The organism is Arthrobacter sp. UYCu723 (genome assembly GCF_054059215.1).
In genome coordinates this window covers 1,538,543-1,553,105 of record NZ_JBSSBW010000001.1, presented here as the reverse complement: position 1 = coordinate 1,553,105, position 14,563 = coordinate 1,538,543, and the positions used below count along the sequence as shown (strand labels likewise).

Sequence of the window (14,563 nt, the reverse complement as noted above, 5' to 3'; positions counted from 1 at the left end):
GGAGGTGCCTCCGGCACCATGGGGGACAGGCCGGAGGCACTCGGGACGCATTCTGCGGGTGAGCGCAAGGCCGCATCCGTGCCCACTTCCCAGTCTAGTCCGCATCGGGGCCGATACCACAGGGCGTTTCGCAGGTGGGGTGCCGCCGTCCCTTGGCCCGGCTGCCGTGGCAGACTTTCCCCATGCGGAACCTGATTGTGGTGGCTTTCCTGGAGCCCGTCACCGAGGGGCTCGAATTTCCCCGCGATGACTGGCCGCTGCACGTCACACTGGCCAAGTTCGAGGTAGTGGGTCACGCAGGCGCGCCGGCGTCGGTCCCCGATGCGCTGGCCGAGAGGATTGCCGGACTCATGGCGGCCCCCGTCGCCGCGGCGCTCGGCATCCGTCTGACTGCCGGCGGGGAAGCAGGGTTCGGCAGGTCCGGCTTGATCCCGGTCCGCCTGATCGAGCCCAGCGAACCGCTGCAGGCGCTCCATGAATCGCTGGTGCGGATGGTGGCGGCTGTGCCCGGCAGGATCGCGGCTCCCGCCTACGCCCTGGCGGGCTACCGGCCGCACGTCTCGCACCGCGGTGACAGGCGTGTGCGGGACGGTCAGGTGGTGGTCCTGGACCGGATCGCGCTGGTGGATATGGCGCCCGGCGGCGGGCATGCGACCCGGCGGGTCCTCAAGCTCTGGACCCTTCCAGCGGCATGAGCAGCGTCCCGCGGCCGGTGTCTGGTTCCGCGGCGGTCCCGGCGGTCGATGCCGCGGGTGGCTCGAGGCGAGTCACATCCTCAGCACGCACCATGAAATCCGGCCCGGGGGTGCCATACTTGGGTCACGCGACGCTGCGTCCACAAATGTGGGGCTATTAGGTGCGGACCGGGGGCCACAACATGATGCTTGACACCCTGACCTTGCGAGTCGCTTTGGCGGTGGTTGATTTGACCCTGCTGCTGCTTTTTTATTTCATCACCTTCCGCCGCACCCGATCCACTTACAGCGGCTGGTGGTGCATGGCCCTGTTCCTGTTCTTGACCGGCAATGCAGCGTATCTGTTAGACGGCACCGCCCATCAGGTGTGGGCCAACCCCGGAGGAAACGTACTCCTCGTCGCAGGAGCGGCCAGTATCTGGGCCGGCGCCCGTTCGCTCCGGACCGCGGTTCCCAAGGCATGGCTTCTTGCCGCCGGTCCCGCCGTCACCGCCGTCGCGTCGGTGCTGGACCAGCCGGCCACGAACGTCTGGGCGGGGGGCCCGGCCTATCTGGCGTTCATGGGCGTCCTGATCGGCCTCGCGTGCCGTGAGCTCTTCCTGCTCGACCACAATTTTTCGCGCGTGCACCGCACGCTCGCCGTCGGCTCCGGCATCTTGGCCGTGTTCTACCTGGGCCGCCTTGTTGCCTTTCTGGCGGACGGGCGCGAGGGCCCGGTGTTCCTCTCGATCTTCGGATCAGCGACGACGACCATCTTTTCGGCCGTGATTCTGGTCGTGGCGTCCTTCACCATGGCCGAATTGAGCAATGAGCAGCTGACCCAGGATTTACGGGCGCGGGCGACGGTCGATGGCCTGACCGGTCTGCTGAACCGGACGGCATTCCTTGACCTGGCCGAACACGAACTCAGCCGGACCAGGACCATCGGCTCCTTGGTCCTGGCCGATCTCGACCATTTCAAGGCCATCAACGACGACTTCGGCCATTCGGCAGGCGATGCTGCGCTCAAGGCCTTTGCGGACGCGTGCACGTCCACTGTCCGGTCCACCGACCTCGTGGGCCGGTACGGGGGCGAGGAGTTCATCCTGCTGCTCCCCGGGGTGACGCCGGAGGTGGCCAGCGGAATTGCGGCGGACATCAGCCGCCGCCTGGAGGCGTTGCGGTCCAGCACGATTCCGCGACTCCCGACGGTGAGCTACGGCATCGCGGCCACCGGCCCCGGAAGGGCGGAACTCCCGAAGATGGTGGCCGCAGCCGATGCGGCCCTCTACCAGGCGAAATCGCTGGGCAGAGACCGCTCGGTGCTGGCCAGCCACCTTGAGGAAAAGTCGGCCTGACCGCTACGGCCTGACCCTTAGGAAATGACGCCGTCGACGAGGGCTTTAGCCTCAGCCTGGACCTGCTTGAGGTGATCGGCGCCCTTGAAGGACTCGGCATAGATCTTGTAGACGTCCTCGGTGCCGGAAGGCCGGGCAGCGAACCAGGCGTTTTCGGTGACCACCTTGAGGCCGCCGATCGCCGCGCCGTTGCCCGGTGCTTTCGTCAGCTTGGCGGTGATGGTCTCCCCGGCCAGTTCCGTGGCAGTGACGTCCGAAGGCGACAGCTTGCCGAGGGCGGCTTTCTGCTCGCGGGTGGCAGCGGCGTCGATCCGGGCATAGACGGGGTCGCCGAACTGCTCCGTGAGGCCCTTGTAGAGCTGCGACGGCGATTTGCCGGTCACCGCGGTGATCTCCGAGGCCAGCAGGGCCAGCAGGATGCCGTCCTTGTCAGTGGTCCACACGCTGCCGTCCATCTTGTTGAAGGACGCGCCGGCTGATTCCTCGCCGCCGAAGGCGCCTTCGCCGGACAGCAGGCCCGGGACGAACCACTTGAAGCCCACAGGGACTTCCACCAGCTTGCGGCCCAGGCTTTCTGCCACCCGGTCGATGATCGAGGAGGAAACCAGGGTCTTGCCGATCACGGACTGCGGATTCCAGCCGGTGCGGTGGCGGTAGAGGTAGTCGATTGCGACGGCGAGGTAGTGGTTCGGGTTCATCAGCCCGCCGTCCGGAGTAACGATCCCGTGGCGGTCGGCGTCCGCGTCGTTGCCGGTGGCGACGTCGAACTTGGCGCCGTCGGACATGCGGTTGATCAGGGACGCCATCGCCGACGGCGAGGAGCAGTCCATCCGGATTTTCTCGTCCCAGTCGAGGGTCATGAACGCCCACTGCGGGTCGACAGTGGGGTTGACCACGGTGAGGTTCAGGTGGTGGCGCTCGCCGATCTCTCCCCAGTAGTCCACGGACGCGCCGCCCATGGGGTCGGCGCCGATCCGGACGCCGGCCTCGCGGATCGCGTTGAGGTCCAGGACCGAGGGGAGGTCGTCCACGTAGCTGCTGAGGAAGTCGAACTTGCCGGTGGTGCCGGCGCTGAGGGCATCGGCGACGGGAATCCGCTTGACCCCGCGCAGTCCGTTCTCCAGCAGTTCGTTGGCACGGTTGGCGATCCAGCCGGTGGCGTCGGTGTCCGCGGGTCCGCCGTGCGGGGGGTTGTACTTGAAGCCGCCGTCGCCGGGCGGGTTGTGGCTGGGGGTGACCACGATGCCGTCAGCCTGCGGCGCCCCGGCGGGGGAGTTGTTGTTGTGGGTGAGGATGGCGTGGCTCAGGGCCGGGGTGGGTGTGTAACCGTGGCGGGCGTCGATCAGAACGTTCACGCCGTTCGCCGCGAGCACTTCCAGGGCGGAGTTTTGGGCCGGCTCGCTGAGCGCATGGGTGTCCTTGGCCAGGTACAGGGGGCCGGTGATGCCTTGGCCAGCCCGGTATTCCACGATCGCCTGGGTGATGGCCAGGATGTGCGGCTCGTTGAAGGAGGCCTTCAGGCTGGAGCCGCGGTGACCGGAGGTGCCGAACGCCACCCGCTGTCCGGGGTCGCCAAGGTCCGGCGATACGTCGTAGTACGCATCCAGGAGCGCAGTGAGGTCAACAAGGTCTTGGGGTTGGGCAACAGTGCCCGCGCGGCTAGCCATGGCACCAGCATGCCAGACGGGGGGCGGACCACAACACGATTTGTAGGGAATCCGGCCCCTGTGACGCAGAATTTCCTGATCGTCGGAACCGGGCGGCGGTAGTCTGGAGCCAGGGACTTTCAAAAGGGGACTTCCATGACTGACCAGCCGACATCGGGCAAGGACGAGACGCCGCACGGCTACCAGCCGCCGTCGTACACCCAGCAGCCGGGAGACGAGATCTCCGCTACGCAACCAGTACCGCAATCCGACCCGGGCTACGGCCAGCCGCAGGGCCAACCGTACGGTGCGCCGGGCCAGCCGTACGGTGCGCCGGGCCAGCCGGGCGGCCCCTACAACGCGTACGGCCAGCCGGGCGGCCCCTACAACGCGTACGGCCAGCCGGGCGCAAGCTACAACGCCTACGGCCAGCCAGGCTACTACGGGATGCCGCCCGAGCCCAAGGGCCTGAGCGTAGCGAGCCTTTGCTGCGGCATAGCCGTGTTCGTGGGGTTCGGGTTTTTTATCCTTCCGCAGATCGCGGCGGTCATCCTGGGTCACCTGGCCCTCACGAGGGAGCCGTCAGGCAGGGGCATGGCCGTCGCGGGTCTGGTGCTGGGGTACGTGGGCATCGCACTCACCATATTGGTCATCGTGATTCTTGCGGCCGTGTTCGGCAGCGCACGCTACAGCGGTTACGGGGTCTAAAGAGGCACTGACAGGCGCCTCCGGCCGGCTTTTCCTAGGCGACCTCTGACCAGAGGCGCCTTACGCTGGATGCCACCGCCGCGCGGGAGTCAGCGTGGGCGGACACCTCCTCGGGGAAGATCGAGTTGAGTGACAGGAGTCTGTCCGCAAGTCCAGCCTCGGATCCGGCGGCTGCCTCGCGCAGGGCATCTGCCATCGGGTCATCGAGGGCCAGGGCCTTCCCGTTGACGTCGCGTCCGCGGTAGATGAAAACCATCCAGGCGGCAAGCAGCAAGGCTGCGGAATAGGGCACGTCACCGGCCCTGAGCCGGTCCGCCACGGTGCCGAGGACGCGGACTGGCAACTTCTGGGATCCGTCCATGGCGACCTGGATGGTGGTGGGGCCAAGGTTCGGATTCGCGAACCGCGTGAGGATTGATTCGCCGTATTCGTAAAGATCGAGTCCGGCCGGCGCTGTCTGCGTGGGGATCACGTCATCGCGTTGGAGTTTCCGGGCTTCCCGGACCAGGGCGTCGTCGGCGACGGCGATCGTCGGATATCCCCGCAGCGCGCCGAGGCGTGCGGAGCTGGAGCTGCTGGACGCCGCGGGACCCGTGAGCCGCTGAGGGACCGTCTCCGTCTGGCCTTCTCCGTCCGGGCGGTCAGCCCCTGGACGGTGAGGGCTGCCGTCAGCCGCCCGGCGTCACACCGTCGGTGACATCGCCCGCCGGCATGAGTTCGACGTCGGACGCCTCGCCGGGGGCGGGGACGTAGACGCACGACTCAACCGGCGGGCGATGCTTGGTGCTCATCGGGTCAGCGTACGCCGCCCATGAGCTTCTTGATTGCCGGCGAGGCCGCGGCGAGGCCGACGGCCAGTAGCATGGCGGTTCCGCCGATGCCGGTGAAGTACGGCAGCTCGTCCTTCGGGTTGTACAGGCCGGACAGGATGCCGGCCAGCGTGGTGCCGAGGGACACCGAGAGGAAGAACAGCGCCACCATCTGCGTGTGGAAGGCCTTGGGTGCCAGCTTGGTGGTCACCGACAGCCCGATCGGGGAGAGGAACAGTTCCGCGAGGGTGAACAGGAACAGGATCCCGACCAGGGCGAGCAGCGGCGTCTTGCCCCCGCCGGCCAGCGGGATGAAGGCTAGGAACGCCAGCCCCATCACGAACAGGCCGATCGAGAACTTCAGCGCCGAACCGGGCTGCTTCCGGCCCAGCCGGGTCCACAGTGCAGCCATGACGCCGGCGAAGATGATGATGAACACCGGGTTGATGGACTGCACCCAGGCCGCCGGCATTTCCCAGCCAAACAGGTTGCGGTCCAGCTTCTCCTCCGAGTACACGGCGATGAAGGTGAACTGCTGCTGGAACAGGGCCCAGAAGGCGGCCGAGGCGATGTACAGCGGAATGAACGCTGCAACGCGCTGGCGCTCGGTGCCGGAGACCTTCTTGCTGCTGAAGATCAGGACGAAGTAGAGGACGGACGCGCCGATCGCGGCGTAGGCCATGGACATGGCCAGGTTCCCGGCATTCACGGTGCCGGTGGCGAGCAGCACGGCGATAGCGGCCGCGATGCCGGCGAAGATCGCGCCGTACTTGGTGCGCTCCGGGGCGGGCAGCGGGTTGGGCACCCGGTGGGCCTCGTCGGGGAGCCTCTTGCGGCCCGCAGCGTAAATCCCCAAGCCCAGCGCCATGCCGACGGCGGCGGCGCCGAAGCCCCAGTGGAATCCGTGGCTTTCCTGCAGCCAGCCGGTGACCAGCGGGCCGATCAGGGCGCCGGCGTTGATGCCCATGTAGAAGATGGAGAAGCCGGCGTCGCGGCGTTCATCCTTCTCGCGGTACAGGCTTCCCACCAATGCGGTGGCATTCGCCTTGAGGCCGCCGGAACCGACGCCCACCAGCACCAGGCCGGCGATCAATCCGGGAATGCCCGGAACCAGGGCCAGCGCGATGTGGCCGGCCATGATCATGACGGCGGAGCCGAACAGCACGCGCTCGGAGCCGAAGAGCCGGTCCGCGAGCCAGGCACCGAGGATGGTGGAGAGGTAGACGCCGCCGCCGTAGGCGCCGACCAGGCTGGCGGCCAGGCCCTGCTCAATTTCCAGGCCGCCCTGAGCAGCCGTGAAGTACATGTAGTAAAGCAGGATTCCCTGCATTCCGTAGAAGGAGAAGCGCTCCCACATTTCTACGGAGAAGAGGCTGGCCAGCATCTTTGGGTGGCCAAAAAAGGACGTATCGCCCGGCGTTGTAGCGGGGGGATTGGATAAATGAGTTGTGCTCATTTACTTAATGCTGACAGTGTGACGCGCGATTGTCACATTCGCGGGGCCCGGGGCAAGTCCTTCGCCCGGCGTTTTGTCCCGGGCCCACCCGCCCTTTGACCTATCAGCAGATGTCGCTATGGACCCGGAATAGCAACTACAAGTGACAGCGCAACCTGGATGAGGGGCTACCCGGCGTCGAAGATGATGACCTGGCGGACGGCTTTTCCGTCGGCCAGCTGGTCCATGGCCTGGTTGATGTCTGCCAGTGCTATGCGGGCTGAGATCAGCTCCTCGACTGGCAACTTCCCTTCGCGCCAGAGCTGGGCGTACTTGGGGATGTCGCGGGAAGGCACGGCGGAGCCGAGGTAGCTGCCCACGATGGTGCGGGCTTCGGCCGTGATGGTCAGCGGGGAGATCGCGGCCCGGGCCTCGGGCGAGGGCAGGCCCGCGGTGATGGTGGTTCCGCCGACGGCGGTGGCCGCGAAGGCGGTCTCGAAGGCACGCGGATTTCCGGCGCATTCGATCACATACCTGGCCTTGACGCCCTGCTCGAGGACCTGCCGGGGGGTGTACGTCTCGTGGGCGCCCAGCCGGCGGGCGTGCTCGAGTTTCTCCTCGAGGGTGTCCACCGCCACGATCCGGGAGACGCCCTGGGAGACGGCCGTGATCAGGGCGGCCATGCCGACGCCGCCGAGGCCCACGATCATGATGCTGTCCTTCGGTTCCGGCCGGGCCGCGTTGAGGACGGCCCCGCCGCCGGTCAAGACGGCGCAGCCCAGGACCGCGGCGATGTCCGCGGGAATGTCGTCGCCGACCGGCACGGCCGAGGCCCGGTCCACCACGGCGTGGCTCGCGAAGCCCGAGACGCCCAGATGGTGATAGACCTTTTCGCCCCCGCGGCTCAGGTGCGTGGAGCCGTGCAGCAGCGTCCCTTCCCCGTTGCTCTTCGAACCGGCGGTGCAGGGCAGCCGGCCGTCCGCGGCGCAGTTCCCGCACGATTCGCAGCGGGGCAGGAAGGACATCACCACGCGCTGGCCCGGTTCCAGGTCTGTGACCTCGGAGCCGACCTCGACGACGCGGCCCGCCGCCTCGTGGCCGAGCAGCATCGGGACCGGGCGCACCCGGTTGCCGTCAACAACGCTCAGGTCGGAATGGCAGATCCCGGCGGCCTCGAGCCGGACCAGGATCTCAGTGTGCCCGGGACCGTCCAGCTCCAGTTCCGAGATGGTGATGGGCCTGGAGTCCGCGAACGGGCGCGGGCGGCCGATTTCCTCAAGTACTGCACCGGTGATCTTCATCGATCCCTCTCATGTCGTTTCAAGACGGTGTCGCCTCAGGTCATGTCGCTTCAAGCCATTCGCTTCAGGTCATGTCGCTTCAGGACGAGGCATGTCCACCGTACAACCGGAACCGGCGCTAGAACCCCAGCTGCGCGGCCACCTGCAGCAGCAGCGCCTCGGACCCCATCGGCCCGATCAGCTGGATTCCCATCGGCAGGCCGGCGCCCGGGGCGCCGCCGGTCCAGTGCACCGGGATGGTGATGGCGGGCAAGCCGCATACGTTCACCATCGAGGACCACGGCGCGAACTCGCACTGCTTGCGGTAGTCGCCGTCGGCGTCGCCCGTCCACTCGGACGCGGGCCAGTAGCCGTCGCCGTGGGCGGCGCCGGTGAACCAGCCCACCGGCCGGGGAGTCTGCGCCAGCGCAGGCATCAGCATGAGGTCCCAGGCTGCGTACTGGACGATCGTGTCCCGCTGGAACAGCCGCAGGAACCCTAACGACTCGTTGAGTTTGGCGGCGCTACGCTGCTGTGCCCGACGCCGGAACGTGCGGGTCAGCGGCGACAGGAGCGCCTCGCGGTGGGGCGCGATCCGGGCGCTTCCGACGGCGGCGGTCCAGGCGGTGGTGAACGCGTCCGGGTAGCGGTTGTCGTAGCGGACCGTGGCTTCCGTTGTTTCATGGCCCGACGCCTCCAGCATCCTGATGCCTGCCGCCAGCGCGTCGCGGGCCTCCTGGCCAGGGGTGAAGGGGAAGATCGTCTGCCACGGACTGTCCAGGCTCACCCCGATCCGGAGCCGGGCCGGTTCCTGAGCGGCGAGTTCGAGATAGCTGGGCGCGGCATTTCCGTGCGGACCCAGTTCCGCCGGGACGAGCGCATCGAGCATCAGCGCCGCATCCGCTGCGGAGCGGGCCAGCGGGCCGGTAGCAACCAGTCCCGCGGGATCACCGGAGCTTTCCCCTGCGGGCACCAGGCCACGGCCGGGCTTGAGTCCAACGAGCCCGCAGGCGGCCGCCGGGATGCGGACCGAGCCGCCGCCGTCGGACCCGGGGGCAAAGGGCAGCAGCCCGGCGGCCACGGCGGCAGCGCTGCCGCCCGAGGAGCCGCCCGAACTGCGGCTGAGCGCGTACGGGTTGCGTGACGGCGGTGCGATCCGGTTCTCGCTGTAGGCCGTCAGGCCGAACTCCGGAACCTGGGTCTTGCCCAGGGAAATGGCGCCGGCACCCTTCAGCAGGGATGTGAGCGCGGCGTCGGCCAGGGCGGGCTTGTGGTCCAGGGCGGCGCTGCCGTGGGTGGTGACCACGCCGGCGACGTCCGTCAGGTCCTTGAACGCCACGGGCATCCCGTGCAGCATCGGCAGCCCTGCCCGGTCGCGCGCCGCGCGGGCATGGCGCGCGTCCGCCGCGGCGGCGTCCTTCAGGGCCTGCTCCGCCGTGACAGTGATGAACGCGCCGAGGTGCGGGTTCTCGGCCCCGATCCGGTCGAGGAAATGCCCGGCCGTTTCGCGGGCCGAGACTTCGCCGGAGCGCAGAACATCGCGCAGCCCCACGGCGGAAAGTTCGTGGATTTCAGCCAAGGAAACGCGGCTCCAGCCGTTCCTCGGCTGCGACGGGCTCCCCGCCCGGGGGACATGCCCATTCATGGGACGCAGGAGTGGACATCGTGGCATCATGCCCAGTCCTAGCGTCGAGGGGAGGGCATGTCCGCGGGTGGGCGCTGGACATGTCCCCCCGCGCCCCGTCCCGCCGGGTCACGATGTAGGCACCCTTGCCCCTGGTCTCGCTCACGGCCTCCACCAGCTCGGTCCCCACGTAGACCAGTCCCACGCCGTCGTCAGAGCAATGCGTCTCGCCAAGGGTGCCGTCGGCCACGAGCCGGTGCACGAGGGGGCGCCGGCGTGCCTCGGAGTCGTAGTGCACCCCGTTGGCGTACGGCAGCAGCGCCAGGCAGTTGGTCACGGCCGCCAGTTCGGGGCCGAAGGAGTCGGTGGCGCCGCCCTGGAACCAGCACAGGGACCCGGCGGAGACGCCTGCGAGGACCACGCCCTGCTCCCACACCCGGCGCAGGACGGCATCGAGTCCGTGCGCCCGCCAGACGGCGAGCAGGTTCACCACCGAGCCGCCGTTGACCCAGACGACGTCCTGTTCCATCAGGTGCGCCTCGGGGTCCGGATGGTTGGGCATAGTGAAGAGGTTGAGATGGCTGAAGTCAAAGCCCGCAACCCGGGCGGCCTCGTCCAGCTCGGCATTAAACCAGCGCTGATCTCCCGACGCGGTCCCGATGTGCGTGATCCGCGGTGCGCGCCCGCTCACCCCGGAGAGTTCAACGGCGTGATGCACCAGGCGGTCGAACTCCAGCCGGGTCCGGTTCCCGGCTTTGTAACCGCCGGAGGTTGCCAGGATGGTGGGCCGGTCAGCTGCCATGGGATCTCCTTTGCGCCATCCCAGAAGCGTAACGTGCCGCCCGTTGGGGTGCGCTCTTAGCGGCTGGCGATAGGCTGGTGGCAGACCTTGATTGCTGCGAAAGGACCAACGTGAGCGACTTCGACACCGTCACCGTGTCTGACATCCCTGAAGAGGCCAGAATCCTGGACGTCCGCGAGGACTATGAGTGGGTTGCGGGCCACGCGGAAGGTGCCCTGCACATTCCGCTGGACCAGCTCCCGGCACGGATCGACGAAGTGGACCCGGATGAGGACCTCTACGTCATCTGCCGTACCGGCGGACGCTCATTCCGGGCCGCGCAGTGGCTGGTGGGCCAGGGGTATTCCGCCCTGAACGTGGCCGGCGGCATGGACCAGTGGCTGGAAACCGGCATGCCGCTGGTGTCCGACAACGGGCTCAAGCCAGTCATCCTGTAAGCGAAGAAAGAAGAGCCGATGCCCGCATCTCCCGTCACCTACACCTTCCTCGGGCCCGAGGGCACCTTCACCGAGGCTGCCCTGATGCAGGTGCCGGGCGCGGCGCAGGCCATCCGCATCCCGGCGTCCAATGTGAATTCTGCGCTCGACAAGGTCCGGGACGGCTCAGCGGACGCGGCGATGGTGCCGATCGAGAACTCGGTTGAGGGCGGTGTTACGGCAACCCTTGACGCCATCGCCACGGGGCAGGAGCTTCGCATCCTCCGGGAGGCCCTCGTGCCAATCAGCTTTGTCCTGGTCGCCCGCCCCGGCGTCCGCATTGAAGACGTCCGCCGGATCTCCACCCACGGCCATGCCTGGGCGCAGTGCAGGCTCTGGGTCGACGCTAATATTCCCAATTCGGAATACATCCCGGGTTCCTCGACAGCGGCGGCAGCGATGGGTCTTCTCGAGGACGGCGCCCACTATGACGCCGCGATCTGCGCCCCGATCGTGGCCGCGGAGCAGCCAGGGCTGGCTGTCCTGGCCGAGAACATCGGGGACAACCCCGGTGCCGTCACCCGCTTCGTCCTCGTGGGCCGGCCGGGTGCCCTGCCCGAGCCGACCGGCGCGGACAAGACCACCGTGGTGGTTCCCCTGCCGGAGGACCGGCCGGGCGCCCTGATGGAGATCCTGGACCAGTTCGCCACCCGTGGGGTGAACCTGAGCCGGATCGAATCCCGGCCCACCGGCCAGTACCTGGGTCATTACTTCTTCAGTATCGACGCGGACGGCCACGTTGCCGATGCGAGGGTCGCCGATGCCCTCGCCGGCCTGCACCGGATCAGCCCGGCCACCCGCTTCCTGGGTTCCTACAGCCGTGCCGACGGTCAGCGGACGCTCGTGGCCCCGCATACCTCGGACCAGGCATTCCGCGCGGCACATGCATGGGTGAAAAATATTCTGGCAGGAGCATCTCTGGTGCCGGAATATACGCCGAGGGCTTCGCCCAGGGCGTAGACAAAAGCCGCACCGGGCACTTCCACGCCTAGGAAACTGTGCGTATGCTTGCCTGATCCATATTGGGGAAGTCCTCTAACGGAGGGAGCAGGTCATGTCGAGTACCAGCACAGAAAATGACGGCCAGGGAATGATTGTGAATCCCAAACCGACCGCTGACAACCAAGACTGGGACGGTGACGACGCCGACCGTGCTGACCGGCTGCGCTTCGAAGAGGAGCAGGCCATGATCCGCGAGCAGTCCGAGGCGCGTGCCGCGAAGGCCGCTGCGGAGGCGAAGAAGTCCGCGGATGCGGCAAATACTGCTTCGAAGAAGGAAGCCAGTGCCTAGTCTTCCTCGGTGCCGTTCCTGACCCGTACCAGCAAGGATCCGGGTGCCACCTGGACGGTCACCGTTGTGGCCTCGCCGGAGGGATCGCCGTCGACCTGGGTGGCCATGGGTTCCGCGCACCGGATGGTCACCTTCCCTGAGCGGTAGTAGCTCATCACCGGCAGATTCCTCTTGTGCTTCAGGACTATCTTTGTGTACATCGCCAGCCAGCCGATGGCGCTGCGCGGGCTCATGACCACCACGTCCAGCATGCCGTCATCGATCATGGCCTGGGGGATGAAGTCGATGCCGCCGGGGATCAGCCCGCAATTGGCGAACAGCACACTGCGGATTTTCCTGGACTGCTCGGGCTGGTCATCGAGGGCGACGGAGATCTTCTTGCGGCGCCCGGGAAGATGCCGGACACCGGCTTCCGTATACGCCAGCCAACCCACGGCCTTCTTCAGCCCGTCATTGGTGTCGCCCACGATTTCGGCGTCCATGCCGATGCCGGCGATCACGAGGAAGGTGTGCTCCGACGACTGACCGGTCCTGGAGTTTTCAACCCGCATGCGCGCCGTATCGATGAACCGCTGGTGTCCGAAGAGGGCAGCCTGTACGCTGCCGTGCACGTCATTCACGTCAAGATCTATGTTGCGCGCCAGGAGGTTGCCGGTGCCGAGCGGGATCAGGCCCATGGCGATGTCCGTGCCGGCCAGGATCTCGGCCACGACGCGCACCGTCCCGTCACCTCCGCCCGCCAGGACGACGTCGGCACCGTACTCCACCGCAGCCCGCGCCTGGGAGAAGCCGGCGTCCTCGGCAGTGGTGTCAAAGAAGCGCGGCGGCTCCCAGCCGGCTGAGGCGCATGCACTCTCGATCAGCTCCCGGGCTTCGGCAGATTTGGCCTTGATCGGGTTCATCACCACGGCCACCTTCTGCTGTCCCAGGCCTGGGCTGTGCGTTTGTTCCCAGACGGCGCTGCGGGTGTGCTTGGCTTTCAGCCTGCGCACTCCCCACCAGCTGGAGACGGCGAACGCCAGAACTCCAGCGATGATGAGGTACAGCAGCCAGTCGCGCATTGTGCTCCAACACTATCCCGCCGCTGCCATGCGGCCGGATAGCCAGGCAACGCCTACCGGATTGGATAGTCTTATCCGGTGATCGATGTAAAAGACCTCAGCGAAAATCCGGACAAGTTCCGTGCCAGCCAGCGCGCCCGCGGCGCCGACGAATCAGTGGTGGACGCGATCATCGCCGCGGACTCGGCCCGTCGCGCGGCGCTGATCCGCTTCGAGAACCTGCGCGCCGAGCAAAATGTTTACGGCAAGAAGGTGGCGCAGGCCAAGGGCGAGGAAAAGCAGGCCCTGCTGGCAGAGGTGAAGGTTCTCGCGGGCTCGGTCAAGGCCGCCTCCGCCGAAGCCGACATCGCCCAGGCTGCCCACGAAGAGCTGCTCCGCGTGGTCCCCAACCTCATCGAGGATGGCGTCCCCGCCGGCGGCGAGGACGACTACATCGTGGTCAAGACCGTCGGCACGCCCCGCGAATTCACCGATTTCGAGCCCAAGGACCACCTGGAGATCGGTGAGCTGATCGGCGCCATCGACATGGAACGCGGCGCCAAGGTTTCCGGCTCGCGGTTCTACTTCCTGCGGGGTGTCGGCGCCCGGCTGGAAATGGCACTCCTGCAGATGGCCATGGAGCAGGCAGTCGACGCCGGCTTCGTGCCCATGATCACTCCCACGCTGGTCCGCCCCGAAATCATGCAGGGAACCGGTTTCGACGTCAAGCACGACGCCGAGATCTACCGTCTCGCCGAAGACGACCTTTACCTTGTGGGCACCTCGGAAGTGGCCCTCGCCGGCTACCACTCGGACGAGATCCTGGACCTCTCCGCCGGCCCGATCCGCTATGCGGGGCAAAGCTCCTGCTACCGCCGCGAGGCCGGGTCGCACGGCAAGGACACCCGCGGCATCATCCGTGTCCACCAGTTCAACAAGGTGGAGATGTTCATTTACACCACCGTGGAGGAAGCGGCCGCTGAACATGCCCGCCTGCTGGCCTGGGAAGAGGAAATGCTGGCCAAATGCGAGCTGCCGTACCGAGTGATCGACACCGCGGCGGGAGATCTGGGCAGTTCCGCCGCCCGGAAGTTCGACTGCGAGGCGTGGGTCCCCACCCAGGGCGCCTACCGCGAGCTGACGTCCACGTCCAACTGCACCACCTTCCAGGCACGCCGGCTCAACATCCGCGAACGCGTGCTGAACGAGGACGGCGCACCCAAGGGAACCCGCGCCGTCGCCACGCTGAACGGCACGCTGGCCACCACCCGCTGGATCGTGGCGATCCTGGAACACCACCAGAACCCGGACGGCTCCGTCAACGTCCCCGCGGCCCTGCAGAAGTACCTTGGCGGAATGACGGTCTTCCCTGTCCTTTAGCGGTCCGCACCCGACCCCCGACGCCCCGCAGCGTTCACGC

14 protein-coding genes and 1 pseudogene are annotated in these 14,563 nt (G+C 67.3%); 7 read left to right on the top strand and 8 right to left on the bottom strand.

Features of this window, described 5'->3' with window-relative positions; translation table 11 throughout:
* Positions 1–182: 182 nt before the first annotated feature.
* Both ACVWZ8_RS07205 and ACVWZ8_RS07200 read left to right on the top strand, forming a co-directional pair.
* The gene (locus ACVWZ8_RS07205; RefSeq protein WP_426975545.1) at positions 183–695 is read left to right on the top strand and encodes a 2'-5' RNA ligase family protein; all 513 of its coding nucleotides are present in this window, start codon (positions 183–185) and stop codon (positions 693–695) included.
* 182 nt (positions 696–877) lie between these two features.
* The gene (locus tag ACVWZ8_RS07200) at positions 878–2,032 is read left to right on the top strand and encodes a GGDEF domain-containing protein (protein ID WP_426975547.1); all 1,155 of its coding nucleotides are present in this window, start codon (positions 878–880) and stop codon (positions 2,030–2,032) included.
* Positions 2,033–2,049: 17 nt separating this feature from the next.
* Here the strand turns inward: ACVWZ8_RS07200 and pgm are convergent, their stop codons facing one another.
* Positions 2,050–3,699 carry a phosphoglucomutase (alpha-D-glucose-1,6-bisphosphate-dependent) gene (pgm, locus tag ACVWZ8_RS07195; protein WP_426975549.1) on the bottom strand — a complete coding sequence of 550 codons (1,650 nt, stop codon included), beginning with the start codon at positions 3,697–3,699 and terminating at the stop codon, positions 2,050–2,052.
* Between the two features lie 135 nt (positions 3,700–3,834).
* Between pgm and ACVWZ8_RS07190 the strand changes: the two genes are divergently transcribed.
* On the top strand, positions 3,835–4,386 hold the full coding sequence (locus ACVWZ8_RS07190; protein WP_426975550.1) for a DUF4190 domain-containing protein: 552 nt from the start codon (positions 3,835–3,837) through the stop codon (positions 4,384–4,386).
* 34 nt (positions 4,387–4,420) lie between these two features.
* Here ACVWZ8_RS07190 and ACVWZ8_RS07185 read toward each other — a convergent pair.
* The 6 genes and pseudogenes from ACVWZ8_RS07185 to ACVWZ8_RS07160 form a co-directional block, all read right to left on the bottom strand.
* Positions 4,421–4,945: pseudogene (locus tag ACVWZ8_RS07185) on the bottom strand (mannitol dehydrogenase family protein); the annotation flags it as partial.
* 109 nt (positions 4,946–5,054) lie between these two features.
* Positions 5,055–5,177 carry a hypothetical protein gene (locus ACVWZ8_RS07180; protein WP_426975551.1) on the bottom strand — a complete coding sequence of 41 codons (123 nt, stop codon included), beginning with the start codon at positions 5,175–5,177 and terminating at the stop codon, positions 5,055–5,057.
* Between the two features lie 4 nt (positions 5,178–5,181).
* Entirely contained in the window at positions 5,182–6,651 is a 1,470-nt protein-coding gene (locus ACVWZ8_RS07175) for a peptide MFS transporter (RefSeq protein WP_426975552.1), read from the bottom strand.
* A gap of 167 nt (positions 6,652–6,818) precedes the next feature.
* Entirely contained in the window at positions 6,819–7,931 is a 1,113-nt protein-coding gene (locus tag ACVWZ8_RS07170) for an alcohol dehydrogenase catalytic domain-containing protein (protein ID WP_456504229.1), read from the bottom strand.
* Between the two features lie 118 nt (positions 7,932–8,049).
* Complete coding sequence (locus ACVWZ8_RS07165) at positions 8,050–9,489, bottom strand: amidase (RefSeq protein WP_456504228.1); 1,440 nt, start codon at positions 9,487–9,489, stop codon at positions 8,050–8,052.
* Positions 9,482–10,336 carry a Type 1 glutamine amidotransferase-like domain-containing protein gene (locus tag ACVWZ8_RS07160; RefSeq protein ID WP_426975556.1) on the bottom strand — a complete coding sequence of 285 codons (855 nt, stop codon included), beginning with the start codon at positions 10,334–10,336 and terminating at the stop codon, positions 9,482–9,484. The genes ACVWZ8_RS07165 and ACVWZ8_RS07160 overlap by 8 nt, the downstream gene beginning before the upstream one ends.
* Before the next feature lie 110 nt (positions 10,337–10,446).
* Here ACVWZ8_RS07160 and ACVWZ8_RS07155 point away from each other — a divergent pair, with 110 nt between their 5' ends.
* From ACVWZ8_RS07155 to ACVWZ8_RS07145, 3 genes are all read left to right on the top strand, one after another.
* On the top strand, positions 10,447–10,773 hold the full coding sequence (locus ACVWZ8_RS07155) for a rhodanese-like domain-containing protein (protein WP_426975557.1): 327 nt from the start codon (positions 10,447–10,449) through the stop codon (positions 10,771–10,773).
* An 18-nt stretch (positions 10,774–10,791) separates the two neighbouring features.
* The gene (gene pheA, locus ACVWZ8_RS07150; protein ID WP_456504227.1) at positions 10,792–11,772 is read left to right on the top strand and encodes a prephenate dehydratase; all 981 of its coding nucleotides are present in this window, start codon (positions 10,792–10,794) and stop codon (positions 11,770–11,772) included.
* Between the two features lie 94 nt (positions 11,773–11,866).
* Positions 11,867–12,103, top strand: a complete 237-nt coding sequence (locus tag ACVWZ8_RS07145) for a hypothetical protein (protein ID WP_426975561.1) — start codon at positions 11,867–11,869, stop codon at positions 12,101–12,103.
* Here the strand turns inward: ACVWZ8_RS07145 and ACVWZ8_RS07140 are convergent.
* On the bottom strand, positions 12,100–13,164 hold the full coding sequence (locus tag ACVWZ8_RS07140) for a diacylglycerol/lipid kinase family protein (RefSeq protein ID WP_426975562.1): 1,065 nt from the start codon (positions 13,162–13,164) through the stop codon (positions 12,100–12,102). The two genes, ACVWZ8_RS07145 and ACVWZ8_RS07140, sit on opposite strands and share 4 nt — an antisense overlap.
* A 78-nt stretch (positions 13,165–13,242) precedes the next feature.
* Between ACVWZ8_RS07140 and serS the strand changes: the two genes are divergently transcribed.
* Positions 13,243–14,523, top strand: a complete 1,281-nt coding sequence (gene serS / locus ACVWZ8_RS07135; RefSeq protein WP_456504226.1) for a serine--tRNA ligase — start codon at positions 13,243–13,245, stop codon at positions 14,521–14,523.
* Positions 14,524–14,563 lie beyond the last annotated feature (40 nt).